The sequence below is a fragment of the Streptomyces sp. NPDC050504 genome, from assembly GCF_044458065.1.
In the GTDB taxonomy this organism is placed as follows: domain Bacteria; phylum Actinomycetota; class Actinomycetes; order Streptomycetales; family Streptomycetaceae; genus Streptomyces.
In genome coordinates, this window is record NZ_JBITHO010000023.1 from 1 (window position 1) to 24,644 (window position 24,644).

Sequence of the window (24,644 nt, forward strand, 5' to 3'; positions counted from 1 at the left end):
ACCTGGACGTTCAGCTGGGTGAAGTCCTCGCGGCCGACGGCACTCCGGCGGGCCTGCGCGGTGCCCTGACGTACGCCGTGGACTTGTTCGACCACAACACTGCCGCCGGTATCGGCGAACGCCTCCTGAGGGTCCTGGAGGCAGTGACTACGGACCCGGCCGTCCTCGTGAGCCGGATCGAGGTTCTCAGCCCGGTCGAGCGCGAGCGTGTCCTGGTGGAGTGGAACGACACGGACCGTGAGGTGCCCCTCGCGACCCTGCCCGAGCTGTTCGAGGCTCAGGCCGCCCGTACCCCGGATGCGACCGCTGTCGTGTTCGAGGACACCGAGCTGTCGTACTCCGAGCTCAACGCCCGTGCCAACCGGCTCGCCCGTCTCCTCATCGAGCGCGGCGCGAGTCCCGAGGACGTCGTCGCCCTGGCACTGCCGCGCTCGATCGACCTGATCGTCTCCATCCTCGCCGTACTCAAGGCCGGGGCCGCCTACCTGCCGATCGATCCGAACTATCCCGCGGACCGCATCGCCTACATGCTCGCCGACGCCCGACCCGCGGTCCTCGTTACCGACGGAGCGCGCCCGGACGAACTGCCCTCCGCCGACGCGGTGCTACTGCCGCTGGGGGAGACGCGGCTGCGGGAGGAACTGGCGGGCCGCTCCGGTCACGACGTGACCGACGCCGAGCGCCACGGCCCCCTGCTGCTCGGTCATCCGGCCTACGTCATCTACACCTCGGGCTCCACCGGCAATCCCAAGGGCGTCCTGGTCACGCACCGAGGCGTACCCAACCTCGCCGCCGACCACATCGCGCGCCTTCGGATCGGCCCCGAGAGCCGACTGCTCCAGTTCGCCTCGCCCAGCTTCGACGCGTCGGTGGCCGACATGTGGCCGGCCTGGCTCGCGGGCGCGGCCGTGGTGCTGGCCTCCGCGGACCGGATGTCCCCCGGCGCGCCCCTGGCCGAACTGGTCACCGGCCAGCGCGTCACGCACGCGACCCTGCCTCCCGCGACGCTGCCGCTGCTCGCGTCGGCGGGCGGCCTCCCGCAGCAGATGACTCTTGTGGTCGCGGGAGACGCGTGCCCGCCGGAGACCGCGGAGCTGTGGTCCCGCGACCGGCTCATGCTGAACGTCTACGGCCCGACGGAGGCAACGGTCGCCTCGCTGGCCAGCGCCCCCTTGACCGGGGCAGGCGTTCCCCCCATCGGCGCGCCGCTGTGGAACACGCGTGCTTACGTACTGGACGCGGCGCTGCGGCCGGTGCCGCCGGGCGTGGCGGGGGAGTTGTACCTGGCCGGGGTCCAGTTGGCCCGGGGCTATCTGAACCGGTCCGGGCTGACTGCCGAGCGGTTTGTCGCCAGCCCCTACGGTGTTCCGGGGGAGCGGATGTACCGCACGGGTGACCTGGCCCGGTGGAACGCCGACGGGCAGGTGGAGTACCTGGGGCGCACCGATGACCAGGTGAAGGTGCGTGGCTTCCGGATCGAGCTGGGCGAGGTCGAAGCCGCCCTGCTCGCCCACCCGTCGGTCGCCCAGGCCGCCGTCGTCGTGCGGGAGGACCGGCCCGGCGACAAGCGACTGGCCGGATACGTCGTTCCCGCCGACGGCGGTGTCCCGCAGGCGGACGGTTCCGCCCTGCGCGCCCACGTCGCCGACGTGCTTCCGGACTACATGGTGCCTGCGGCGATCGTCGTACTGGACGCGCTGCCGCTCACGGCGAACCGGAAGCTGGACCGCAAGGCGCTGCCCGCCCCCGACTACGGTGCGGGCGTCACCGGCCGGGGTCCGGCGAACGTGCGGGAGGAGATCTTGTGCGTGGTGTTCGCCGAAGTCCTCGGCCTTCCCCGGGTCGGGGTCGACGACAACTTCTTCGAACTCGGCGGGCACTCCCTGCTGGCCGTGACGCTGGTGGAGAGGGCGCGGGCGCGGGGCATCGCCGTGGACGTCAGGTCGCTGTTCGTCAGTCCGACGGCGGCGCAACTGGCCGCGGCCGTTGAGCAGGCGGACGGTCGGATGGCGGTCCCGCCGAACGGCATCCCCGCCGACGCCACGGTGATCACGCCGGAGATGGTGACGCTGGTCGACCTCACCGGCGAGGAGATCGACCGGATCACCGCCGCCGTCCCGGGCGGAGCGGCGAACATCGCCGACGTCTACCCCCTGGCCCCGCTCCAGGAAGGCATCCTCTTCCACTCCCTGCTGGAGGGCGGTGACGCCAGGGACCCCTACGTCCTGCCGCTCGTGCTGGACTTCGACTCCCGCGCGAGGGCCCAGGAGTTCCTCGGCGCGGTGCAGCGGGTCGTGGACCGGCACGACATCCTGCGGACCTCCTTCGTCTGGGATGGGCTGCGCGAACCGGTCCAGGTGGTGGCGCGCCGGGCGACGCTCGCCGTGCGGGAGGTGGAGCTCCCCGCGGCGACGGACCGGGACGGTGCGGGGACGGCGGACCTGCTGCTCGCGGCGTGCCCGCCGGGCATGGACCTCTCCCGGGGCCCGCTGCTCCGCGCCCACCTGGCTCGCAGGCCGGGCGGTGACCGCTGGACCATGCTCCTTCAGGTCCACCATCTGATCCAGGACCACACCGCGTTGGACGTGGTCATGGGCGAGGTGGCCGCGTTCCTCGACGGGCGGCAGGACACCCTGCCCGAGCCGCTGCCGTTCCGGGAGTTCGTCGGGCGGGCCAGGTCGCTGGTGTCCCCCGGGGAGCACGAGCGGTTCTTCGCGGAGCTGCTGGGGGACGTGAGCGAGCCGACCGCTCCGTACGGACTGCTCGACGTGCTCGGGGACGGCCGAGGCGTCTCCGAGGTGCGCATGGCGCTCGACGCGGACGTGGCGCGGCGGTTGCGGGAGCAGGCCAGGGGCCTGGGCGTCAGTCCCGCGACGCTGTTCCACGTCGCGTGGGCGCGTGTCGTGGCGGCCACTTCGGGCCGTGACGACGTGGTGTTCGGCACGGTGCTGTTCGGCCGCATGAACGCGGGAACAGGAGCCGACCGGGTGCCGGGACTGTTCATGAACACCCTGCCCGTCCGGGTGGACGCGCGCGCGGGAGACGTACGGGACGCGGTACGGGGCATGCAGCGGCAGCTCGCCGAGCTGCTGGTGCACGAGCACGCCCCGTTGGCGGTGGCGCAGCAGGCGAGCGGGGTTTCCGCGCAGACCCCGCTGTTCACCTCGCTGTTCAACTACCGCCACAGCGAGGCCGCCGCTGCCGGTGCCGGTCTCGACGGTGTCGATCTGCTCCAGGCGCACGAGCGCACCAACTACCCGGTCACGGTCAGCGTCGACGACACCGGCGAGGGCTTCGTGGTGAAGGCCCAGACGGTCTCCCCGATCGATCCGCGCGCGCTCGCCGCGATGGTGACCACGGCGGCCGACGGCGTCGTGTCGGCGCTGGAGACGGCACCGTCGACCGCGCTCGACCGGGTCGGGGTGCTCCCGGCCGCCGAACGGCAGCGGTTGTTGGCCGACTGGAACGACACCGCCCGCGAGGTGGCCCCCGCGACGCTTCCCGCGCTGTTCGAGGCGCAGGCCGCCCGGACTCCGGACGCGGTGGCGGTGGTGTTCGAGGGCACGCGGCTCACCTACGCGGAGCTGAACGCGCGGGTGAACCGGCTGGCGCGCGTGCTGGTGGCGCGCGGCGCGGGGCCCGAGCGGCGGGTTGCGGTCGCGATGGACCGCTCGACGGGCCTGGTGGTGACGCTCCTCGCCGTGCTCAAGTCGGGTGCGGCGTACGTGCCGGTCGACCCGGAGCATCCGGCGGAGCGGGTCGCCGACGTGCTGCGGGACGCGCGGCCGACGCTGACGGTGACCACGGGCGCGGCCGAGGGCGTGCTCCCCGAGGACGTGGCGCGGGTGGTGCTCGACCACCCGGCGACCGTGGCCGAGCTGGCGGGCACGGCCGACGGGAACCTGTCGGACACCGATCTGCGCGGGGCGCTGCTGCCCGCCCACCCGGCGTACGTGATCTACACGTCCGGTTCGACCGGGCGTCCCAAGGGGGTGGCGGTCCCGCACGCGGGCGTGGTGAACCGGCTGGCGTGGATGGAGGACGTCCACCGCATCGCTCCGGACGACCGGGTGGTGCAGAAGACGCCGTTCGGGTTCGACGTGTCGGTGTGGGAGTTCTTCTGGCCGCTGCTCGGGGGCGCCACCCTCGTGGTTGCCAGGCCGGGCGGACACCGTGATCCCGCGTACCTGGCCGAGCTGATCCGGCGCGAGGGCGTGACGATCGCCCACTTCGTGCCGTCGATGCTGGAGGTGTTCGTCGCGGCGGCCGAGGCGTCGCGGTGGACGGTGCCGTCGCTGCGCGCGGTGGTGTCCAGCGGCGAGGCGCTTCCTGCCGGGCTGCGCGACAGGTTCGGGGCGCTGCTGGGCGTACCGCTGCACAACCTGTACGGCCCGACCGAAGCGTCCATCGAGGTCACCGCCTTCACCTGTGAGCCGGACGCCGCTGCCGGTGCCGTGGTGCCGATCGGCCGTCCGGTCCGGAACACCCGGGTGTTCGTACTGGACGCCGCGCTGCGACCGGTACCGACCGGTGTGGCGGGCGAACTGTACCTGGCCGGTGTCCAGTTGGCCCGGGGCTACCTGGATCGCCCAAGCCTCACCGCCGAGCGGTTCGTCGCCAATCCATACGGCGCTCCGGGGGAGCGGATGTACCGCACGGGCGACCTGGCCCGGTGGAACACCGAGGGCTTCGTGGAGTACGTGGGCCGTACGGACGACCAGGTCAAGGTGCGCGGCTTCCGCATCGAGCTGGGCGAGATCGAAGCCGCCCTGCTCGCCCACCCGTCCGTCGCCCAGGCGGCGGTGGTCGTCAGGGAGGACCAGCCGGGCGACAAGCGCCTCACCGGGTACGTCGTTCCGGCGGGCGGACCGGGCGGACCGGGCGGGTCGGACGGGCGGGACGCGGGCGGAGGCGGAGACGTCGACATCGCGGACGTACGCGCCGGTCTGCTGGCCCTGTTGCCGGAGTACATGGTGCCCTCCGCGATCGTCCGGCTGGCGGACGGACTGCCGTTGACGGTGAACGGCAAGCTCGACCGCAAGGCGCTGCCCGCCCCCGACCGGGCCACGGGACACCCGGGCAGGCAGCCGGGAACCTCCCACGAGTACCTGCTGCGGGAGGTGTTCGCTGGGGTGCTCGGCCTTCCCGAGGTCGGGGTGGACGACAACTTCTTCGAGCTGGGCGGGCACTCGCTGCTCGCCGTGCGGCTGCTGGGCGAGATCCGCGACGCCACCGGCGCGCAGCTGTCGCTGGCCAGTGTGTTCCGGCAGCCGACCGTGGCGGGCCTGGCGTCGGTGCTCGGCAGCGGCAGCGGCAGCGGCACCGCCACCGGCACCGAGGACGACCTCTTCCAGCCGGTGGTGGCGCTGCGCGGGCACGGGGACCGGCCGCCGCTGTTCTGCCTGCCCCCCGCCAGCGGCTTCGGGCTGTCGTACGTCGGTCTGGTGCGGCACGTGGACGCCGACCAGCCCGTCTACGGACTCCAGGCCCCGGGCGTCGCCCGCGCGGGGACGGCTCCGTCCGATCTCGACGCGCTGGTCACCTGGTACGTCGACCACATCACGAGCGTCCAGCCGAGCGGTCGTTACCACCTCCTCGGCTGGTCCATGGGCGGCAACCTCGGGCACGCCGTCGCGGTGCGGCTCCAGCAGGCCGGGCACGAGGTGGCCCTGCTGGCCGTGCTGGACGCCTACCCGCCGGACACCGAAGCCCCGTACGAGGAGGCCGACGACCACACCGTCATGGTCCAGCTCCTGCACGCCGTCGGGCACCTGGTGGGACCCCGGGACCGGCCGCTCACCCTGCCCGACACCTTGAAGATCATCAAGGAGAAGATCCCCGCCATGAAGGACCTCACCGAGGACCACCTCCGAGGGGTGGTCCGGAACACGCGCGACAACTGGCGGATGGTCCGGCATGCCACGCCGGGACACTTCGTTGGCGACGTCCTCCACTTCCCCGCGACCGAAACCGGCTTTTCCCGGGAGGAGGTCGTCCGGCAGTGGGCTCCCTACGTGAGCGGGCAGGTGCACGTCCATCCCGTCGCCGCCGCGCACAACGAGATGACCAGGGCAGAGCCCCTGCGTAAGGTGGGAACCGTGCTGGCCGACGTTTTGGCGAGGCGCGCGCAGCGGTGATGTCGGGGCCCCCGCGCGGGAACGCGCGGGGGCCGTACCGCCCGGGCCCGCCGGGGGAGCGGCCCGGTTTGACGGACCGGAGGCGCGGGTGCCCGGGCGTCCCCGAAGGAGCACGACCCGATGACCGAACAGATGATCCATGACCGAACAGGCGGTCCACGACTGGATGGAACGGTCCCTGACCGGACAGGACGGATCATGAGCGGACGGGAAGGCCAGGGCGGCAGCAACGGACGCCCGCACGGCCACGGCCGAGACGAGTTCCCCGAGGAGCGCGCCGACCGGCGCTGGACCGAACTGCTCCAGGAACTGCGGGTCCCCCAGACCGGCGTGCAGATGTGGACGCTGTTCCCGGGCCCCCACGTTCACGGAGCGGGGGAGGGCGGTGGGTGCCTGGCGCTGGCCGGGGCCAATCCGAGCGGCCGTGGCCTGGTCGTGTGGAAGTGGCTGGCCGAGACGCTGCCGCCCGAGCGGCGCAGCGACGGCGGCGTGGGCGAGGCGCTGCGCACCATGCGCGGGCTGTTCGCCGACCGCGTCTTCACCGGCTACATGCTGGCGGGCGGCCTCGGCTTCACGGCGCTCTTCGCGTACATCACGGCCTCGCCCTTCGTCGTCCAGGAGATCTACGGGGCCTCGCCGCAGACCTTCTCGCTGCTCTTCGGGATCAACTCGGTGGGCCTGATCGCGGTCGGCCAGGTCAACGGCAAGCTGCTGGTCGGGTGGGTCTCCATGGACAAGGTGCTGCTCCTGGGCCTGGTCGTGATCACGCTGGCCGCGCTGGCGCTGCTGCTGATGACGGCGGGGCTCTTCGGCGAGGTCGGGCTCGTGCCGGTCGCCGCGGGGCTCTTCGTGCTGATGTCCTCGATGGGTCTGGTGATGCCGAACACGAACGCGTCCGCGCTGATGCGCACGCAGCACGCGGCGGGCTCGGCGTCCGCGCTGCTCGGCACGTCGTCGTTCCTGATCGGCGCGCTGGCCTCGCCGCTGGTGGGCGTCGCGGGCGAGGGCACAGCGGTGCCGATGGCCGCGGTGCAGCTGGGCTGCGGCGTGCTGGCGCTGGGGTGCTTCCTTTTCTTGTGCCGCGAGAAGGCCTGACGGCCGGGCACGGGGCTACGGGGTTACGGGGTACGGGGGGGCGGGGCGCCGCCCCGCCCCCCCCCGTACCGCTCAGCAGGAGCGGGCCCGCCACCTCTCGCGCACGAGCGCGCCGCTCAGCCCCGGGACGGGGGACCAGCGGGCGCGGCGCATGCGGCTGCGCGGCGGGCCGTACGCCGACTGCCAGGCGGGGCGCGACAGCCCCGCGCGGAGGGACGGGACAGGACGGTTCTCGGACCAGGTTCCGGACATGGACACCCTCGTTCCAGGGAGAAGACCGTAGCGGAATGCGACGCGCCGCACCTGCTGTGCGACGCGCGACGGGTCAGCGCTCGGGATCACTCACTGGAGGTACAACGGTGTGTCCTTCACGAAGACGGGAAGCGGGCAGGGGGAACGCTAGCCCCGCGCACCGCCCCGGCTCCACCGGTTTCTCAGGTCCGGGATCCCTCCTGGTCCCACAGCCACTTCATGCCGCCGTCGAAGTGCGGGCTGTCGTTGTTGTTGCTGCTGCCGTTGTGAATGTAGCTGGTGACCCCGTTGATGGAGGCCTTGCCGGTCACGGGGTCGTAGTTGCGCAGCCAGGGGCCCCCGCTGCCGCCGTAGTCGAAGCCGGCGCCCGGCATCATGATCATGGCCGACTCCTTGATGGAGGTCGTCGTGCGGCCGGCGAACTGGTACTGGGAGTATCCCTCGTCGTGGCTCCGCGGGTAGCCGACGATCAGGCGGTCCTCCTCGAACGTGTAGTTCCATGCCAGGCCGAAGCCGCCGACCGCGTCGACCACCCGCTGCCCCTGCGCGTTGGGGTTCGTGGTGACCAGACCGAAGTCGTAGGGGCGCGCCGCTCCGCTCATCCAGTAGTCGAGGGCGCTGTAGTGCTTGGCGGTGAACTTGCCGTAGGGCGCCTCCACGCCGCCGGTGTTGTAGGCGGGCGTGAAGACCCAGTTCTCCATCCACCGACGCTTGTTCGGGTCTCCGCTCGGGCTGCTCCCGCCGACACCGATGCAGTGCCCCGCGGTGGCCACCATCATCTTCGAGGGGCTGTTGATCGCGGCGCCCGAGCACTGGTAGGTCAGCTTGTCGCGCGGATCGGTGTACTCGACCTTGCCCACCGTACGGATCAGCGGCTGGTTCGCGGCGAGCTCGCCCGCGAACGCCTTCCGCACCTCCTGCGCGGCACCCTTGGGCATGTCCTTCACCCACTCCCGCACCACGGCCGCAGAGGGCCCGGCGGCGGGCAAGGAACCGGGCAGGCCCGTCGGCGTCCGGCGCTCGGCGCGCGCCGACGCGGCCGAACCGGCGGCGCCGGCCTGCCCGGACGCGCGCAGCAGCGCGGCGGCGTCGGCCGCGGTCGCCCTGCGGGCCTTCGTGTGGTGCCGCTCCACCGCCAGGGCCTCGGCCGGGGTGTCCACCCCGGTCGCGTGCTCGGCCACGACGGGCCGCGCGCCCGCGCCGCCCGCCCGCGCCCCCGCGTCGGGATCGGACGCGGACGCGGGAAGGGCGGCCGGGCCGCCGACCGCCAGGACCGCGGCCAGTGCGCCCAGCAGCAGCCCGGCTCTCGTGCGCGAAGCGGCCGGTTTCGTTCTCGTGGTCATGCAACCCCCCTGGTATGAGAGCAGGGGTGGTCGGCCCCCGCCGCCTTGATCGTTGCGACCGGTGGGGGGCGGCGGAAGAGGATGGGAAAGGATCGCGCCACGGTTCGCGGAGCCACGGGGCGGACGGGGGTGCCGTAAGAGGCGGTTGAGCAGCGTGAACGCTCCCGGGTCGGAGCGGAGCCGCGTGCGTGCACCGGGGAAAAGTGGCGCGAATGGGACGGTGTCGCGCCCTGGCTATTGCGCCGCCTTCTCTGTCTTCTCTGCCGTCTCTGCTTTTTCCGCGTATGCGATCAAGCGCTCGCGCCCCTGCGGGTCCGTCCAGCGGAACAGACCCGCCCCCGGCACCACCCCGGCCGGCAGCCGGGTGCCCGGCGCGAGGTCGACCGCGTCGGGCCTGCCCTCCTCGCCGGGCTCCGTCAGGTCGACGGCGACCGGCGCGCCGCCGCCCGCCAGCGCGTCCGCCGCGTCGCGCGCGCCGTACACGAGCCCCGCGTCGTCCACCGTGGTGAGCGTCAGCGGCCGCGAACCGTCCGGGTCTTCGAAACAGAAGCCCTTCGCGCGCGCGAGGTCGAACGCCAGGTTCCCGGCGACCAGGAACCGCCCGCCGGGCGAGAGGACCGCCTCCGGGTGCTCGCCGGGCGCTATCGCAGGCTTGTGGCACTCCGCGGTGGCCACCACCCGCCCGCTCGCCCCGTCGTGCACCGCCCACACGTCGTGCGTCGCGCCCCGCTTCGCGCCCCGCGCCTTGTGCCAGCGCGCCAGCACCTGCCCGGGCGTCAGGGCCGTCGCAGTCCCCGACCGCGCGTCGGTCCCCGCGGGCGCCCGGTCGCGGCCGAACCACGCCCCGCTCACCCAGAACTCCCCGTCCGCGGCGACCAGCGGCCCCTTCGGCGTCAGCCCCAGTACCTCGGCCGACGCGCGGCACCGCGCACACCCCTTCGGGAAGCCGAGCGCGGCGGCGGGGACCTTCGCGACCCGCCCGGTCGCCGGGTCGACCAGCGCCGCCCGCGCCCGGCCGTCCGTGACGAGGACCGAAGGCCCCGCCGCGGTCACCACCGGCGCCCCCGGCCACGGCAGCTCGGCCCGCCGCCGCGTGCCGTCGGCCGCGTCGTACACGTCGAGGGAGACGAAAGAACGTCCTCGACCGCCGACGCTGGACCACCCGCGAGGAACTACGGATCGGCATCGTGACTTGGGTCGAGCGGACCTACCACCGACGCCGCCGACAAACCGCACTCGGCCGCCTGACTCCCATCGAATACGAGACCGAGCCTCTTCCAACCTGACGGCTGTGACCGCGTGTTGGACGGCTCTGCACAACGGCGAAGCTCCTGGTAGACGGATTCTCGACCAAGATCACCCGTGCCGCCAGGAGCTTCCGTGCTTGTCTACCTGTCGTCCATAGATCTGTCCACTCGCAGCCTGCGGTACCTGACCGGGCGACTCGTCGTCCGGCAACGGGAGGTCGGCACCCGATGGCGCCGACTCGCGGCCGGGCAGCAGGCCCTGCTCGTCCTGGCCCATCTGCGGTGCGGGGACACCTACGCCCAGCTCGCCTCCGGGTTCGGCATCGGGATCGCCACCGTCTACCGCTATATCCGCGAGGCCGTCGAGGTGCTCTCGGCCCTCGCGCCGAGCCTGGCCGAGGCGATGAAGACGGCCCGAGCGAAAGCCTTCGTCATCCTGGACGGCACCCTGCTGCCGATCGACCGGATCGCCGCCGACACCCCTTACTACTCGGGAAAACACAAGCGCCACGGCATGAACGTCCAGGTCCTCGCTGATCCCTTCGGCCGCCTGCTGTGGGCCTCGCCAGCGCTGCCCGGCTCCACGCACGACCTGACCGCCGCCCGCGTGCACGGGCTCATCGATGCCTTGGCGGAAGCCGGACTCAAGTGCTGGGCCGACAAGGCATACCAGGGCGCGGGCCGCCCCGTCCGTGTCCCGTTCCGGGGCCGTCGGCTCAAGCGGTGGAAGCGGCGCCACAACACAGCCCACGCCAAGATCCGCTGCGTCGGCGAGCAGGCCATGGCCACGCTGAAGTGCTGGCGTCTGCTCCGGAAACTCCGCTGCAGTACCAACCGCATCACCGACATCGTGAAGGCCGTTCTCGTTCTTCACCACGCGGCAGCATGAAGTTGGAAACGGCTCATGGGTTGGGGCTTATCGTGCGAGCAGGGCGCGTTTGCGTAGGAGATCGAGGCCAGCCCGGCCGAACATCTGACGTTTCAGCATCTTCAGCCGGTTGATGTTGCCTTCGACGGCGCCGGAACTGTGCGGCAGGGACAGTCCGTTACGGACGGCATCGAAGTCGCGGCGGAGATTGTGGGCAAAACCTGCGAGCGGGACCAGGGTGTCCTGTTCGGCGTCGGTGATCCAGCCCTCGTGGCGGTCGCCGTGGAGTCCGGTCATCATTGCGGCGAACTTCCTGACATGCAGAGTGAGCCGGTCGAGCTCGGGATCCCGTTCGCGCGTGCGGAGTGGACGGACCAGGACGCGGCCGCCGCTGTACAGGAACAACTCGTACGAAGAGCGCTCGCCGCGGCCGGTGCCCACGGTGTCTACCTGGAGCACCACGTCGCACAGCTCATGGCCGCCTGGCACCACGCCCAGGGCTACGGACCGGCACCAGCCGACCGCCCATGGCCCATCCACTGACATGATCCCCAGGACCCCCTTCGCCGGGGCCCGCACCGGGGCGGCTCCGCAGGGCACCGTACGGTCGCCGATGAGCTGTTCACCGCGTGGGTATCTGCTGGATGTGACCGCCGCGTGAGCCCTGGCCGGACGCGGCAACCGCGGGATCCTGGACGAGATCCGCAGATACTGCGGGCCGGAGCTCAAGGCCGAGGACCCCTCCGTCAGTGACCCGATCGAACAGGGTGCGCCCGCCGCGGCCGAGGCGCTGCGTGCGGTCCTGGACGGTGGGCCGTTCAGGACCGATCCGCAGCACGCCTTCCTGTGCGGCAACGCGTACGAACGGCTGTGCCAGGCGGCCGGGGCGTACCTGGACTTCGACCACTTCGGGTCCTGCCAGGGCGGCCGGCTGCAGGACGTCGACAAGGGGCTACGGGCGGCGGGCGTCCCCTGCTGTCGCTGGAAGGCCTCGCCTTCGACGGCTACCCCGACGCGCTGCCCAGCATCAGTCGTCCGCGACTGGGAGTCGGCCGACCAAGCAGCGGCAGGAGGACCACGCCGCCTTCCATGCCTCGGGTACGGCGTGCCGAGGAGGGTGAAGGGGGGGTGGGTGCGTAGCCCTTGACCGGGTGCGGCAGCCGGACCGTGTTCCGCTCCACCGGGTGGACGTCAACCCTTGTCCGGCTACGGGATTCCCGGCCCGGAGCGGCCGGGGAATTTCTCGGGGAGCTCGGAGGGACGGGGAGACCGTGGGAGGCGCGGGGCGGGGGGGGGCAGGGGCAGGTCCACCGGCAGGGCCGTTGGTGCTTCCCGTGCTGGATGACGGCGACGACGAAGCCCTGGCGGTTCGTCACGGTTCCCGCGTGGGAGTCGACGCGGGGCCCGCCAGCGTGACGCAGCTGCCGTGGTGCCCGGTGCGGCAGGGGTGGCACATACGGCTTTCGCAGGAGCACCAGCGGAAGAAGCCGTGAGGGTAGGCGGTATCGATCCGCAGCATCGCCTTCGTCCAGGCGTGTGTGCGGACCCAGGAGGCCTTGTCCGCCGACATGGCAGACACGGCGGGGGACGGTACCGGGCTTCGCGCGGGACCGAGCGCGTGATCGAGAACTGCCGTTGCGGAGAGTGGCCGGTGCCGCTTTGGCCGTCCGAGCCGTGGCCGGAGGCGCCGCATCAGAGGTCTTGGACGCCATGCCGTTGAGTTGGGCCGCTCCGACGGCTCGCCGGTCGAGCTGCGCCTTTCCGCCGTCGGCTGACCGGGATGACAGCGGCCAGCGAGTCCTCCCCAAGGATGGCCAAGCAGGACGTCCCACTGGCGGCCATGGCTGTTCCCCATTCGCGGCGAGTTGCACTCTGCGTCACAACCAGCACTTCCCGGCTGGGCCGGTCCGCGCGACGGAGGCTATCCGGCTTGCGCCCTCAGCGACGCCGAAGGGGTGGCTCGCCGAAGGCACGAGTCAGCGACGTAGGACGTTGACCTTCTCGGTGCCGAGGATCGGGGCGTCCGCGCAGCCGACCGGGGTGACGAGGTAGGGGCCCACCCAGCGGCGGGACTTTCCCTCGGGGTGGTCCTTGTCGGGGTAGGTGCGCCGGTGCGGTTTGACGAACCAGCGGTGCCGGTAGACCCGGCCAGCGGTGTCCTCGCTGCCGAAGTCGTCCCCAGGCTCGGGGCGGGCGGACTGGCGCAGCGTGATGTACTGCACCGGCGCGTCGAGGCGCTCGGCGCCCGCTCGGCGGAGGCGTTTGCGGGCGGCCGGGTCGGGGTGGACGTCCTCGGACTGCCACAGGTTGCGGCGCTCGTCTGCCGGCTGGCGGATTAGCAGCAGGGTGCCGAGCAGGGTCCTCAGCACTCGCAGCTGGTCGTCGGTGATGGTGCTGATCCCCGTGTTGCCCAGGCCGTACCGGTCCCGGGCCGGGTTACCGTCCCGGTCTAGCGACCAGGCGTGCTGGACCTGGTCCCAGTCGGTCTCGACGCCCAGCGGGATGACCGCGCCGAAGGCGACCGCCAGGTCCCCCGCGAGCGTGCTGGTGACCTGGTGGGCCCAGGTTGGATCGACCCGCCGACCCGCCTCGTCCAGAGCCCGCCGGTAGGGACCCGCGTCGTCCAGGACCAGCACGCGCAGGGTCGTTGCGACGCGGGACCACACCACTGCCCGGGGCCGGCCGAGGGTGGCGGTGTGCGCGCTCGGGTCGTCGGACCACAGCAGAAAGCCGGTCGGGTCCGGGAGGTTGTCCGCGTCGAAGGCACAGACCGGCAGGCCTTCGCCGACGGTGCGGGCCAGCCAGGTCATGTCGTCGTTGACGAAGTACAGCTCTGCGCCGTGCACCGCCGACTGCGCCAGGCGGGGGTCGGTGAACCCGTGCATCAGCACGGGCGCCGTGCCGCGATCGGCGCGCAACACGTTCTCGTCCGCCCAGCGGACCAGGTCCTGGCGCAGTTCGGGAACATCGGAGGCGCGTAGATGGGTCGTGGCCACGACTCAACCTAACGAGCCCGGTGCTGCCTTTGGGGCATCGCCCAGAACTGTCGGAATTCGACTGAATCTGATCAGGCCGTGAGGCTCTCCATGTAATTACAGCGAGTAGCAATTTAGCGGCCAGTTAGCTCCCCGCCAGCTGGCCGTGACCGGGGAATCTCAACTGGCCACCAACACCGGGACGGAGCGCCGGAGGGGCCAAGAAATGGTTTGCCGACTCGGTGGCTAAGTGTCACCGTTCGGCTTGGACCGGCAGTTGATCATCGGCGGCTGGTCGATGTCGACGTGTCGGCGGCCTCTTGGCTTGGGGATCTGCCGGAGAGGTGACGGAACGATGGGAACCGGGGCCGTGGGGAACAGTTACGAGGACGAGTGCCGCCGGTCGTTGGCCGAGGAGCAGGCGAAGAGCCTTGCCGGGACCAACGACTGGGAACATGTGGACAGGGAGCGGGTCCGTCAGGACTGGGACGTCCTGTACCGGGAGATCACGGCATTCCTGGACGGCGGCTCCCTGCCCGGAGATCAGCAGATCCAGGAGCTCGTCCGCAGGCACTTCGACATCGTCTGCCGGTTCTACACCCCCTCCAGGGAGGCCTACGTCGGCATGTCGCTCTTCTACGCCGAGGACGAGGCCATGAGGGCGTTCCACGATTCCTACCACCCCGGGATGGTGGAGTTCCTGGGTGCCGCGATCAAGGTGTTCGCCTTGCAGGGGAGCGGGTTCGCCCCCAGCGCAGGGGCCGAGGCGTCGGCGTAATCGGGCGACACGGGCCAGGACATGCATGGGCGGGGTTCAGGCCCAGGGGCTGTCGCAGCCCCTGAGAGGAGGAAGCAGAGACCGGGGTCTAGGGCTGGTGCCGGGGCAACTTCGTGCGTGAGGACGACTTCGTCTGCGTCTTCCGCGGGTGCGATCTGCCTGCGGCGTGGAGCCGACCGCGGGCCCGGCCAGCGCGGCTGGGCCCTGCGGCCTTCATCTATCGACGGGTCCGCCATGCCGCCAGCGAGACCACGTTGGCGGCATGGCGGACCGCGCTGTCGCGGGCGGGAGAGCGGACGGCGTCGTCGTCGGGCTCCGGGATGTCGTGGCCGATGACCCCTGATGGTGCTCTCTGAAAGCGGCTCTGTCCGCAGTTCCGTGAATGGCCTAGCGTCCGCCAGGGTCGGAACCGCTGGAGTCTGCTCGGCGTACCGACTGGCGAATCGAGAAGGGTAGTGGCCCTTGGCTCCCACGAAGGACGTTGATCGCCTCGGCAACCGCTGCAAAGTACCCGCCTCTCGCTTCGCGGTACCGCGTGCTGCCCGTCCGTTCGCCTGCGGCAACGGTTTCACGGTAGCTGCGCAGCGCATCCAGGAGGGCCTCGCAACCGGCGACAATCTCTGGTGGCGACGCAAGGGCGATCCGATAGCGCCAGGTGTAGAGGTCCGCTTCTCGGAACGCTTCGCGGGCACGCCGGTTACCGTCCTCGGTCGGAGGCCGGTCTTGGTGGGCAACGTTCCAGACGATGTCTGCACTGCGAGCGACGGCTGCGATGAAGTCAGCGCGGAGCTGTTGCTGGGCAAGCTCTATTCGCTCACGCCTGTCGCGTATCCACCGCGTTCGGTCGGCCAGCATCGTGGACCCTATGCCGATCGCTGCTCCAACGAGCGTGCTAACCAGCGGAACCACGTCCATATTTCCCTCCGGATGTCCGCGTGCGCGGTCGGGGCAGGGTCTGCCCGCTACGGCCGCAATGTAGGTATCCCACCAGTTGCTGCCTGCACTCCAAGAAGGTCAGGGTTGGGCGAGGATGCGGGTGCGGAGGAGTTCGAATGAGGCTCAGCCGTACATAGCTCGCTTGAGTGTTTTCACCCGGTTTATGTGTCCTTCTGTGACCCCAGAGCTCCATGGCAGGATCAGACCGGCGGTCACCGCGTCGAGGTCCTGGCGGAGGAAGCCGGCGAAGCCCTTCAGGTGCTTCCGTGCGTTGTGCTCGGCCTGACGGATCCACTCGAGCAACAGGTGTCCGTGCCAAGCAGCATCTCGGCCTCCGCCCGCAGGACGGCGATGCGATTCTCGGCTCCGGCAGGTCCGGTGCCGTACAGGACGAACAGCAGCCGCGGGAACAGCGGGTAGCGCTGCCGCCAGTGCGGCTGTATCGCCACGTCCGCGTCGATGATGCGCCGGCGGCCGTGGGCACGTACCGGTAGTGCCGCGCGTACGCGGTGAGCTTCGCCGCGAACCGCTGCGGCCCCATCGTCGCCCGGTCCACCTCCACGAACGCCCGCAGCCACCCACCAGACCGCTCGGCCGTCGCACACCGCTCGTAGAACATCACCGCGTCCGGGATCACCGCCTCCCCGCCCCCCAGCGGATGATGCACCTCGCACAGCCAGTCCAGCGGCCGCATCACCGACCCCTCACCCCGCGCCCCCTCCACAAACGCCACCGCCGTCTCCGTCACCGCCAGCGCGTGCCCCGCCAGCGCGGCCGTCACCGCGCGTACCGCGTCGTGGGGATCGTCGGCGCTCACCGCCGCGAGGGCCCGCACGCCTGGCACCTGTGCCAGCAGCTCCGCCACCGGCGCGGCGAGCCGGAGCACCGGTGGCGCCGGATCCGCCGGCGGGAGAAGCCCCGCGGCCACCGCCGCGCTCAGCCACGCGCCCGCCTCCGCGACCAGCGAGGCCCGCACCGCCGCCCCGGCCGCCGACCACCGCGCCCCCGCCGCCTCGTACCGCGCCCGCGCGAGCAACTGCACCCGCGGGTCCCGCCCGGCCTGTTCCACCGCGCCCAGGCTCCGCGCCGTCTCCGCATCCATAGCGACCAGTGAACCCACCGCGCCGCCGAAGCGGGCCAACATCCCCCAATACGGCCAGAAGAGGGGACGGACCCGAGGCGTTCCGCACTCCCGCGCACTCTGGCGCGAAGCAGCCCGGAACCGGGACGATGAGACGGTGGACTGTGGCGGCGGGGCAGGGGGGTGACGGGCCGTGGGATGGATCAGCCGGGCGTACCTGCCCGCCGTGGCCCGGGGCGACGACCTCCCCGGCCGGTACCCGGCATGGTAGTACACCCGCCTGGTGCAGCTGACCGAACACCGCCTGCGGCGCGAGCTGCTGAAGCGCCTCGCGGACGGCCTGCGGACCCTGGAAGGGACACGCGAGGGGTTGTGACGTGCACGAACTGCGCGGGCCAGGGCACGTTCACCGTCAACGACACCACCATCGACTGCCCGGCCTGCAACGGCACCGGCGCGACGGGCGCCCCGGCGGACAACCGCGACGACCAGAACAACGGACACCACTGACGGCACCCACCAGAAGATGTCCGACGACACTTTTTCCGGATCAGTCGCGAGACCACACCCGACCCATACAAAACGGGCTGTTGTCAGTGGCGGGTGACAGTCTGGAACCATGACCGGCCGCCACTGGGGCGCGCCGCCCCAGGAGGCCGCCATGAAGCCCACCACCGTGGACAACGTCCGGATCGTCCGCCGCAGCCCCGATGGCCGCGTACACGAGTCCGCCGTCTCCTACAGCGCCTCAGCTGCGCAGAAGGAGAAGGCCCGGCTGGAGGCGAACGGCGACGTCGTACGGATCGTGCCGGTGACGCCCGGCGAGAGGGTGCCCGAAAGCGTCTTGGAGGAGATGCGCGGCGAAGCCGCCTGACCCGCCCTCGTCAGCATGGTGCTGACGCGGAACACGTCGGCCTCGGCTCCCTGCGGGGCCAACGCGAGTACGCCGCGAACGTGGGCTTCGCAGGCTGACCTGAACGGTAGTCTCAATCCCCGCTGCACAGACACGTTCTGCGTCAGACCGAATGCGGAGCGTGGAGGGATGAGGCCGGTGGAGGAAGGGGACACGTGGACGCGGAGTGGTGGCGTGGGATACGGGAGGGGATCAACCTGTTCGGGCTGGTCGTTGGTTCCGCTATTGCGCTGCTGTGCCTGGTGGTGATCGTTCTTGGCCGCTGGAGGAAGCGTCCCGTGGATATGCGCCTGTGGGCGAAGGCCGGATTCGTCGCCCTGATGTGCGCGATGTCCCCGATGCTCATCGGAGTGGCCCTGGACGGCTTGTTCGTCAGCTGACGGAGCGGTCTGGCTGCCCATCGCGTACGGGACGGGCCGCAACCTGCTGCGGGCCGTCCCGTTGAACGGGCACGGGATACGTCGATCCGCGCGGCGGCCCGCCCGCGCGAGTGCCGGATCGTGTCCAGTCCGCTGACCCAGCTATCCCATGACAGCAGCCGCGAGACGAACTTCGACAGATGATCGTCTTCTGCGAACCGCAGCCAGTGGCGGTCACGTGAACTGCGGGGGCGTCAGCAGCACCACCCGGCCGGCCTCGACGTCGAAGCCGAGAACCGGGTGGAGCGGATCAGACTCCGGGCTCAGCAACACCGGCTTGCCGAGCCGACGCCCGACTGTCCGCAGCAGACGGCACAGCACATCCACGCCGTCCTGACCCTGCAACTCCCGCAGGTCAACGTCGAAGTCGATCGAACCAGCCTCATACACCCGAAAGATCACCAGGAAACCAGAGACCGGCCAGACCCTCAGCAACACGTCGGCCTCCTCACCGCGGACCAGCATCTCCGCAGCTCTCGGCAGCCGGACCGCAACACCGTCCTCGGAGTACTCACACGGCCACCCCTGCGACCGAACGAGATCAAGCACCGCCTGCCAGTCCTCCACCGAGGTATCCGGGACACGGACGTCCGGCAGCGATCCCATCAGATCGGGACCAAAGAAACTCTTGACGTCATCCCACAACAGGTCAGGCATCACGCCATGCTGCCCTGCCACGCGCCGAAACGCAGCCCGATTCCCTTGACGACACCCATAGGGGCCCGGCGGCCTCCTCCCGCCGGACTTCGTGCAGCCGCCGCCCGTCGGGGTTGTCCAGGGCCCCGGGCAGCGTCTGCCACCTCTCGCGCCCGAACCTGCGCCACACCGCGCCCGCGGCCCCGGCCGGGTCGGCAATGATCCGCTCCAGCTCGGTGACGACCACCAGCACCGCCTGGTGGCAGCCGACGGCTGTGACGCCCGGCCTCCGGCAAGGCGGTCCGGTGTCCCGTGCTTTTCCGGGCATTCTCGCCGGGCCGCCTGTGGCGCGGCTAGTCTGCGTGCATGATGCCGGAAGCGCGTACCCCCTCGCCGCGCCCCATCTCACCGACGCCGCAGCCCCGGCCGCCTGGTCCGAGCGGTCCGGACAAGAACCCTCCAGTGCCTCCGAATCCGCCACCTGGGGCATGACATGGTCGAGCGCCTCCCCTGGACGGCACTGCCTGCCGAGGTGCGGGCGGCAGTCGCCGCGCGGGTCGGCGGCCCGTTCACTACGCACGACCCGCGCGACGGAGCGAACTGCGGAACGGCCACGCTGCTGACCCTCGACCGCGGGGGACATCTCTTCGTCAAGGGCCAGCCCGACAGCGGGCCGCTGGAAGAACTCGACCGTGAAGAGGAGGTCAACCGCGTCCTCCCAGCCTGCGCGCCGCGCGTCGTGTGGCGCATGCACACCCATGGATGGCACCTGCTGGCGTTCGAAGGCATCGCGGGCGAGCGCGCCGACTACGCGCCCGGCTCCCCTGAACTGCCGCTGGTCGTGAAGGCGCTGGCCGAACTGGGGAACTGCACGGCACCCGGGGTACGGCTGATGACCGCCTGGGACCGGTGGGGCTACTACTGCGCCCCCGCCGACCGGGCCCACCTGGCCGGCGGGCATCTCCTGCACACCGACCTGGCCGCGCAGAACGTCGTCATCGCCAGCGGCGACCACCGCGCTCACCTGGTCGACTGGGCGTGGCCGGCACGCGGACCCGCCTGGGCGGACGCGGCACTCTGGGCGGTCCGGCTGATCTCCGACGGCGGCCACAGCCCCGAGCAGGCCCATGCGTGGGCGTCCAAGGTCCCCGCCTGGAACAGGGCCTCGCCCGAAGCGGTGAGCGCCCTGGCCAGGGCGGAGGCGGACAGCTGGGAGGACGCGGCCGCCAAGGACACGCTGCCGGAGATCGCCACCATCGTGCACGCGGCACGGGCCTGGGCAGATTTCACGCTGATCGTGGCGGGCACGGCCAGCCGCCCGTGACAGGGCTCTTGGCCCGGTACGGACCGGCGAGCAGTTCGTGTACGGCCTGCGTCATGCCGACGCGGATCACAAGGCTCCCGCACAGCACTGCGCCCCGGGCCGCCGTGGGCGACGGACGGCACGGGTACGGGCAGGGCCCCGCAGTCACTGCGGGGCCCTGCCCGATGCGTTTTCCGCTGCGGGACGTATGTCATGTCATCGGTGTGCTGCTGTCTGTGTTGAGTGGCAGGCGCACCGTGTACGGGGTGACAGCGTCGGCTGCCGGTGGAGGGGGTGTGGTCAGCCGGTGGGGATGCAGACCGCGAACGCCTGGAACCACTGATCGGTTGAGCCGCCGTTGTAGGCCGAGGCCTCCCAGCTGTTCTGTTCCTGGTTCGGGGTGCTGCGGTTGATCGTGAGTGCGTCGTTGTTGGTCTGGGTCAGGAAGCCCCCGCCTGTCACGATGGTGCCGGTGGGGCACTTCGCCGGCTGGCGGGCCACGTTGCCACCCGGCTGGACTGTCGCCCGCTCGCCCTGCACGACCTGGACGGGGCCCACGGGCCCGCGTTCGCCCTTGGGCCCCGCAGGCCCGCGGTTGCCCTTGGGGCCGACGGGCCCGCGGTCGCCCTTGGGGCCCTTGCCGTACTTCTTGATGTACTTCTTGACGCAGGTCTTGCACCAGTCTTCGTCGCCGCCCTGGTGGGGAGAGGCAGCGGCTGTGGTGCGGGGCTGGAGCTCGGGCAGGCTCTGGGGCATCGCCGGGGCGGCCGTGGCGCCGAGGGACACGGCGGCCAGGGCCAGTCCGAGGAAGATCTTCTTCATGCGGCCAGCTTCCGCGATCACATGATCCCGGCGCAGAACCGACTCGTGATGACCTGCCAGACACAACCCGCATGGCTCACCTCAAACGGCCGAGATCTCGGGATGCACCGGGGCGAGGCGGAACCACGACCAGGAGGACCAGGCGGCTCAACAGCCGTGGAGCACGAGTAGGCCCGCCTGGAGGCGGGCGGCGACGTCGTACGGATCGTGCCGGTGACGCCCGGCGAGAGGGTGCCCGAAAGCGTCTTGGAGGAGATGCGCGGCGAAGCCGCCTGACCCGCCAGCACCACGCTGACGCGGAACGCAAGGACCCTGCACAGCACTGCGCCCCGGACCGCCGTGAAGGACGGGACCGGGGCGCAGCGCTGCTCTCCGAATGAATCAGCAGGGGGCTGGGGCGTGTCCCCAGCCGATGTCGGGAACGCGCCCCCAGCCGGTGTCGGGAACGGTGTCCCAGTTGGGGTCGTGCAGGTGCCATCCGGTGTCGGTCACAACATCCCTCCCCACGCTCACGCCACGCCTCTCGGACAGAGAAGCGCGATCACGCCCGACCCTAACCCCCACCACCGTCACCAGCGCATCCCCAGCTCATCCCACTCCGCCCGCCGCTCCCCGGTGAGCCTGTCAGCCCGCCGCCGCGCGTTGTCGACGAACATCCCCAGTTTCACCACCACGCCGTCAGCGCCGTGCTGACGCCCTCGGGGCACGCTGTCGACGGCCAGCTGCTCCACGTGCTTCCTGGGCACCCGAAGGTGCCCTTCCCGCCCGTGGAACTGCCGCGCCGCCGCCATGTTCACCGCCCAGCTGCTCTCAGCCGAGGCGCTGCGCGTGCACCCATTGTCCGAGGTCTTCGCTCTGGCCCACGACGGTGCTCGCCGCCGTGGGCACCGGGTTGCCCGTGTCGTGGTGGGGCTTTGAGCTGAAAAGCGCGTTGCCATCCGGCGTCCCGCACCGGGCGCCAGCCGGGATCGACGCCGTCCAGGAGGTCCGGGTGCCTGCAGTCATAGGTTGCAGTTATGTCCCCATAAGCGAACAAGGTCTATGAGTGGGCTGATTTTGCGACAAGGGTGAGAGTGTCGCCCCGCTTGTTCTGGAAGAAACTGGCATTTCCTTGAAGCGCATACGTATCGCAGTTCTGGCCGCCGCTTCGGTGGCCGCCCCGACCATCATGGCTGTCACGCCCGCGGCCGCGGAAGAGGTGAGACCGCCGGCACTCTCCATGGCAGATCCCGCCCCGGAACTGGAGCCGGAGCCTTCCGGGGCCCCGGAAGGAGAGGAACCGCCTGCCAGTGGCCCTGTCGCTGATGCCGACAAGGGCCCGGTGGCGCCCGAGCCTCCGTCCTCGTCCGCGCCGTCGCCGGGCGGGCAACCTGTCCGTGCCGCTCCGCAGGCCGCCGGGGAACGCGGGCCCGACAAGCCGAAGCTCGGTCTGGCGGCGGTGCTGACTGGGGTTCCTGCCGAGTTCGTGGCGGGCGGCGGCTGGGGGGAGTTCGACCTGGTCCTGGACAACACCACGGGACACGGCATGGACGGGTCGAAATTCCTCCTCAGCATGGAGGTGAATACCATCTACCCCGACCCGGGCCTCACGTCGTCGCACATGAGCATTCAGATGCTGGTGGACGGGGTGTGGCTGGATGCCGACCTGCGAATGACGGGTCACGCGCGTGACGTTGACGCGATACTTCCCATACGCAGCACCACGATCGCCCCCGGGAAGACGGCCTACCCGATGCGGCTGAAGTTCACCGCGGACACTCCAGCGACCGACTTCTTGCTGGGCCCCCGCCCAAGCAAAGACGTCAATGTGGGTCCAACGGATTATTGGGAAGAGTCGAAGATCGTAGTTCCGAACGGTGGCGGGGAGGACCCCGGCGATCCGGGTGACCCGGGTGACCCGGGTGATCCGGGCGATCCTGGCGATCCGGGTGACCCGGGCGATCCGGGCGATCCTGGTGACCCGGGTGACCCGGGTGACCCGGGCGATCCGGGTGACCCGGGCGATCCGGGCGATCCGGGCGATCCGGGTGATCCTGGCGATCCGGGTGATCCTGGCGACCCGGGTGATCCTGGCGACCCGGGTGATCCTGGCGACCCGGGTGATCCCAGTGATCCTGGCGATCCGGGTAACCCCGGAGGCACCGGGAACTCCAGAGACGCTGGGAACCCCAGTAACCAGAGCGGCTCCGGCAACCACGACACCGGGGGCAAGCTCGCCCACACCGGCAGCGACGCCACTGCCTGGACGCTGGGAGTCACCGGTACCGCCCTCGCTCTCGGCGCAGCCCTGGTCGCTGGTACCGGCCGCCACCGACGCCGGACCCACACCTGAGCAGACCCCACTTTCAGCACCGCGGGGACTACGGAGCGGTCAGCCCCGTGCCCGGACACATCAACGCCCGGACACGGGGCCCTTCCACCACCAGCACTGCAGCCCACTCCTGGGCTCCCAGGCATCCGCCGACGCGGCCAGAGACCCCGGACAGCGCCGCGCCCCGGCCGCCGTGGAAGGCGGGACTGGGGCGCAGCAGCATGGTCCGAGCGGGTCAGCGGGGAACCGGGACGTGTCCCTATCCGACCCCACGTTCACGCCGTGCTCCCCAGATACGGGAAGCACGATCACGTCCGACCCTCACCAGCGCATGCCGAGCTGGTCCAGTTCGGCCCGCCGCTCGGGGGTGAGTCTGTCGGCCCGTCGGCGCGCGTTGTCGACGAACATCCCCAGTTTCACCACCACGCCGTCAGCGCCGTGCTGACGCCCTCGGGGCACGCTGTCGACGGCCAGCTGCTCCACGTGCTTCCTGGGCACCCGAAGGTGCCCTTCCCGCCCGTGGAACTGCCGCGCCGCCGCCATGTTCACCGCCCACTTGTCGTCCTGCGTCCGCTGCACCGGCCGCTCCTCCTCCCCAGCGGGTTCAAGCCCCAGGATCTCCAGCAGCACCCGCTGCCCCACCGCCAGCTGCTCCCAGTTGAAGCGCTGCGCGCGGACCCACTGCCCGAGGTCCTCGCCCTGGACCACGACCTCGCCCGCCTCCATCGGGACCGGGTTGCCCGCGTCGCGGTGCGCCTTCGTCAGCTGGAAGTGCCGCTGCCATCCGGCGTCCCAGACGGGGCACCAGCCGGGATCGACGTCGTCCAGCGCGTCCATGCGTTCGGTGGTCATCGCGCGGGCCGCGTCGACCGGTAGTCCCGCTTCCCGGCGGGCGATGTTCCGCAGTGCCCGCCTCCCGGCCGCCCGCTGGTTTTTCGCCCACAGCCCGATCGTGTGCCCCTCCCAGACCGCGTTCTCCGGAGGCAAGCAGTGCCCGTGTGCCTCCGCGTACGACCGCGCGACGGCCAGCCCCTCCTCGAACGCGAGCTCGTGGTGTGACCACACCATCCCCAACGCCTCCAAGTCCGTCACCCGGGACGCGGCGAGGTGCCCGGCGTTGAACGCGAACCGCTGGTCACGCAGCCACGCCCCCAGCGGGAACCCACCAGGAGACCAGTCGGCCGAGGTGACGAACCCGACCGGGACCCTCAGCTGCTCGGAGCCGTTCTCCTTCACGTACCGGGTCGCGGCCGCGACACCCTGCCGCCAGTACGCCTTCTCCGGCTCGATCACCCGCAGCTTCACGAACTGCGCCAACACCGCCGGGTCCCGCGGCGTGCTGAACTCCAGCAGCGACGCCGCCCGCTCCCGCACCCCCAACCGGACGCTGTCGCCCGCCTCGTCACCTTCGGCACCGGCGTCGACGTCCTGGCTGATGTGTGTCATGGGTCTTTCACTGTGTGAGCGTCAAGTGAATGCACTGATGTCGGGCTGGAGTGGGTCTGGTTCATGAGTGCGCGGGTGTCGT

General features: G+C 71.1%; 20 protein-coding genes and 5 pseudogenes. 12 read left to right on the top strand and 13 right to left on the bottom strand.

The features are described from left to right. Nucleotides 1-143: 143 nt before the first annotated feature. The 3 genes and pseudogenes from ACIBNE_RS40790 to ACIBNE_RS40800 form a co-directional block, all read left to right on the top strand. Nucleotides 144-6,137, top strand: a complete 5,994-nt coding sequence (locus tag ACIBNE_RS40790) for an amino acid adenylation domain-containing protein (RefSeq protein WP_399281112.1) — start codon at nucleotides 144-146, stop codon at nucleotides 6,135-6,137. A 198-nt stretch (nucleotides 6,138-6,335) separates the two neighbouring features. Beyond that, nucleotides 6,336-6,470, top strand: a pseudogene (locus ACIBNE_RS40795) (DUF6328 family protein); the annotation flags it as partial. Between the two features lie 96 nt (nucleotides 6,471-6,566). Continuing rightward, nucleotides 6,567-7,232 (top strand): annotated as a pseudogene (locus tag ACIBNE_RS40800) (MFS transporter); the annotation flags it as partial. A gap of 72 nt (nucleotides 7,233-7,304) precedes the next feature. On the opposite strand, the gene ACIBNE_RS40805 reads toward ACIBNE_RS40800, so the two are convergent. The 3 genes from ACIBNE_RS40805 to ACIBNE_RS40815 all read right to left on the bottom strand — a co-directional run bounded on the left by ACIBNE_RS40805 (nucleotide 7,305) and on the right by ACIBNE_RS40815 (nucleotide 9,943). Continuing rightward, complete coding sequence (locus ACIBNE_RS40805) at nucleotides 7,305-7,484, bottom strand: hypothetical protein (protein WP_399281114.1); 180 nt, start codon at nucleotides 7,482-7,484, stop codon at nucleotides 7,305-7,307. Between the two features lie 182 nt (nucleotides 7,485-7,666). Next, a complete protein-coding gene (locus ACIBNE_RS40810; RefSeq protein WP_399281116.1) occupies nucleotides 7,667-8,827 on the bottom strand; it encodes a trypsin-like serine peptidase in 1,161 nt (386 codons plus the stop codon). Nucleotides 8,828-9,061: 234 nt separating this feature from the next. Next, nucleotides 9,062-9,943 carry a hypothetical protein gene (locus ACIBNE_RS40815; protein ID WP_399281118.1) on the bottom strand — a complete coding sequence of 294 codons (882 nt, stop codon included), beginning with the start codon at nucleotides 9,941-9,943 and terminating at the stop codon, nucleotides 9,062-9,064. Nucleotides 9,944-9,954: 11 nt separating this feature from the next. On the opposite strand from ACIBNE_RS40815, the pseudogene ACIBNE_RS40820 reads away from it, so the two are divergent. Together ACIBNE_RS40820 and ACIBNE_RS40825 are read left to right on the top strand one after the other, a co-directional pair. Next, nucleotides 9,955-10,113, top strand: a pseudogene (locus ACIBNE_RS40820) (IS3 family transposase); the annotation flags it as partial. 94 nt (nucleotides 10,114-10,207) lie between these two features. Next, on the top strand, nucleotides 10,208-10,963 hold the full coding sequence (locus ACIBNE_RS40825; RefSeq protein ID WP_399281120.1) for a transposase family protein: 756 nt from the start codon (nucleotides 10,208-10,210) through the stop codon (nucleotides 10,961-10,963). Between the two features lie 27 nt (nucleotides 10,964-10,990). Here the strand turns inward: ACIBNE_RS40825 and ACIBNE_RS40830 are convergent, their stop codons facing one another. The 3 genes and pseudogenes from ACIBNE_RS40830 to ACIBNE_RS40840 all read right to left on the bottom strand — a co-directional run bounded on the left by ACIBNE_RS40830 (nucleotide 10,991) and on the right by ACIBNE_RS40840 (nucleotide 13,938). Beyond that, entirely contained in the window at nucleotides 10,991-11,404 is a 414-nt protein-coding gene (locus ACIBNE_RS40830; protein ID WP_399281145.1) for a transposase, read from the bottom strand. A 542-nt stretch (nucleotides 11,405-11,946) separates the two neighbouring features. Then, a pseudogene (locus ACIBNE_RS40835) lies at nucleotides 11,947-12,797 on the bottom strand (DUF6248 family natural product biosynthesis protein). A 121-nt stretch (nucleotides 12,798-12,918) separates the two neighbouring features. Beyond that, nucleotides 12,919-13,938 carry a hypothetical protein gene (locus ACIBNE_RS40840; RefSeq protein WP_399281121.1) on the bottom strand — a complete coding sequence of 340 codons (1,020 nt, stop codon included), beginning with the start codon at nucleotides 13,936-13,938 and terminating at the stop codon, nucleotides 12,919-12,921. A 334-nt stretch (nucleotides 13,939-14,272) separates the two neighbouring features. Here ACIBNE_RS40840 and ACIBNE_RS40845 point away from each other — a divergent pair, with 334 nt between their 5' ends. Further along, on the top strand, nucleotides 14,273-14,695 hold the full coding sequence (locus ACIBNE_RS40845; protein WP_399281123.1) for a TipAS antibiotic-recognition domain-containing protein: 423 nt from the start codon (nucleotides 14,273-14,275) through the stop codon (nucleotides 14,693-14,695). Between the two features lie 462 nt (nucleotides 14,696-15,157). Continuing rightward, nucleotides 15,158-15,751, top strand: a complete 594-nt coding sequence (locus tag ACIBNE_RS40850) for a hypothetical protein (RefSeq protein ID WP_399281147.1) — start codon at nucleotides 15,158-15,160, stop codon at nucleotides 15,749-15,751. A 3-nt stretch (nucleotides 15,752-15,754) separates the two neighbouring features. On the opposite strand, the gene ACIBNE_RS40855 is transcribed toward ACIBNE_RS40850, so the two are convergent. Together ACIBNE_RS40855 and ACIBNE_RS40860 are read right to left on the bottom strand one after the other, a co-directional pair. After that, nucleotides 15,755-16,234, bottom strand: a complete 480-nt coding sequence (locus ACIBNE_RS40855) for a transposase (RefSeq protein ID WP_399281144.1) — start codon at nucleotides 16,232-16,234, stop codon at nucleotides 15,755-15,757. Beyond that, nucleotides 16,179-16,775 (bottom strand): annotated as a pseudogene (locus tag ACIBNE_RS40860) (replication-relaxation family protein); the annotation flags it as partial. The pseudogene ACIBNE_RS40860 and the gene ACIBNE_RS40855, both read right to left, overlap by 56 nt. Nucleotides 16,776-17,084: 309 nt before the next feature. Between ACIBNE_RS40860 and ACIBNE_RS40865 the strand changes: the two are divergent. The 3 genes from ACIBNE_RS40865 (at nucleotide 17,085) to ACIBNE_RS40875 (ending at nucleotide 18,005) form a co-directional block, all read left to right on the top strand. Then, nucleotides 17,085-17,222: a hypothetical protein gene (locus ACIBNE_RS40865; RefSeq protein ID WP_399281124.1), complete on the top strand. Its 138-nt coding sequence runs from the start codon at nucleotides 17,085-17,087 to the stop codon at nucleotides 17,220-17,222. Nucleotides 17,223-17,331: 109 nt separating this feature from the next. Then, nucleotides 17,332-17,586, top strand: coding sequence for a hypothetical protein (locus ACIBNE_RS40870; RefSeq protein WP_399281126.1), 255 nt, complete (start codon nucleotides 17,332-17,334; stop codon nucleotides 17,584-17,586). Between the two features lie 194 nt (nucleotides 17,587-17,780). Then, nucleotides 17,781-18,005 (top strand): hypothetical protein, encoded by a 225-nt coding sequence (locus ACIBNE_RS40875; protein ID WP_399281128.1) that lies wholly within the window; start codon nucleotides 17,781-17,783, stop codon nucleotides 18,003-18,005. Between the two features lie 213 nt (nucleotides 18,006-18,218). On the opposite strand, the gene ACIBNE_RS40880 is transcribed toward ACIBNE_RS40875, so the two are convergent. Continuing rightward, nucleotides 18,219-18,701: a hypothetical protein gene (locus ACIBNE_RS40880; protein WP_399281130.1), complete on the bottom strand. Its 483-nt coding sequence runs from the start codon at nucleotides 18,699-18,701 to the stop codon at nucleotides 18,219-18,221. After that, nucleotides 18,694-19,008, bottom strand: coding sequence for a hypothetical protein (locus ACIBNE_RS40885; protein ID WP_399281132.1), 315 nt, complete (start codon nucleotides 19,006-19,008; stop codon nucleotides 18,694-18,696). The genes ACIBNE_RS40880 and ACIBNE_RS40885 overlap by 8 nt, the downstream gene beginning before the upstream one ends. 165 nt (nucleotides 19,009-19,173) lie before the next feature. Between ACIBNE_RS40885 and ACIBNE_RS40890 the strand changes: the two genes are divergently transcribed. Next, entirely contained in the window at nucleotides 19,174-20,004 is an 831-nt protein-coding gene (locus ACIBNE_RS40890; RefSeq protein ID WP_399281134.1) for an aminoglycoside phosphotransferase, read from the top strand. A 279-nt stretch (nucleotides 20,005-20,283) separates the two neighbouring features. Here the strand turns inward: ACIBNE_RS40890 and ACIBNE_RS40895 are convergent, their stop codons facing one another. Next, nucleotides 20,284-20,805, bottom strand: coding sequence for a hypothetical protein (locus ACIBNE_RS40895; RefSeq protein WP_399281136.1), 522 nt, complete (start codon nucleotides 20,803-20,805; stop codon nucleotides 20,284-20,286). A 569-nt stretch (nucleotides 20,806-21,374) separates the two neighbouring features. Next, on the bottom strand, nucleotides 21,375-21,743 hold the full coding sequence (locus ACIBNE_RS40900) for a helicase associated domain-containing protein (RefSeq protein ID WP_399281138.1): 369 nt from the start codon (nucleotides 21,741-21,743) through the stop codon (nucleotides 21,375-21,377). A 173-nt stretch (nucleotides 21,744-21,916) separates the two neighbouring features. Here ACIBNE_RS40900 and ACIBNE_RS40905 point away from each other — a divergent pair, with 173 nt between their 5' ends. Further along, nucleotides 21,917-23,137: a hypothetical protein gene (locus ACIBNE_RS40905; RefSeq protein WP_399281140.1), complete on the top strand. Its 1,221-nt coding sequence runs from the start codon at nucleotides 21,917-21,919 to the stop codon at nucleotides 23,135-23,137. 300 nt (nucleotides 23,138-23,437) lie between these two features. On the opposite strand, the gene ACIBNE_RS40910 is transcribed toward ACIBNE_RS40905, so the two are convergent. Beyond that, a complete protein-coding gene (locus ACIBNE_RS40910) occupies nucleotides 23,438-24,562 on the bottom strand; it encodes a helicase associated domain-containing protein (RefSeq protein WP_399281142.1) in 1,125 nt (374 codons plus the stop codon). Between the last annotated feature and the right edge of the window lie 82 nt (nucleotides 24,563-24,644).

Bases quoted from the DNA above. Each gene is read 5' to 3' on its own strand.
- ACIBNE_RS40895 (WP_399281136.1), bottom strand. From the start codon at position 20,805: ATGAAGAAGATCTTCCTCGGACTGGCCCTGGCCGCCGTGTCCCTCGGC.
- ACIBNE_RS40870 (WP_399281126.1), top strand. From the start codon at position 17,332: ATGACCGGCCGCCACTGGGGCGCGCCGCCCCAGGAGGCCGCCATGAAG.
- ACIBNE_RS40810 (WP_399281116.1), bottom strand. From the start codon at position 8,827: ATGACCACGAGAACGAAACCGGCCGCTTCGCGCACGAGAGCCGGGCTG.
- ACIBNE_RS40885 (WP_399281132.1), bottom strand. From the start codon at position 19,008: ATGCCCGGAAAAGCACGGGACACCGGACCGCCTTGCCGGAGGCCGGGC.
- ACIBNE_RS40910 (WP_399281142.1), bottom strand. From the start codon at position 24,562: ATGACACACATCAGCCAGGACGTCGACGCCGGTGCCGAAGGTGACGAG.
- ACIBNE_RS40805 (WP_399281114.1), bottom strand. From the start codon at position 7,484: ATGTCCGGAACCTGGTCCGAGAACCGTCCTGTCCCGTCCCTCCGCGCG.
- ACIBNE_RS40900 (WP_399281138.1), bottom strand. From the start codon at position 21,743: ATGGCAACGCGCTTTTCAGCTCAAAGCCCCACCACGACACGGGCAACC.
- ACIBNE_RS40880 (WP_399281130.1), bottom strand. From the start codon at position 18,701: ATGCCTGACCTGTTGTGGGATGACGTCAAGAGTTTCTTTGGTCCCGAT.
- ACIBNE_RS40890 (WP_399281134.1), top strand. From the start codon at position 19,174: ATGGTCGAGCGCCTCCCCTGGACGGCACTGCCTGCCGAGGTGCGGGCG.
- ACIBNE_RS40845 (WP_399281123.1), top strand. From the start codon at position 14,273: ATGGGAACCGGGGCCGTGGGGAACAGTTACGAGGACGAGTGCCGCCGG.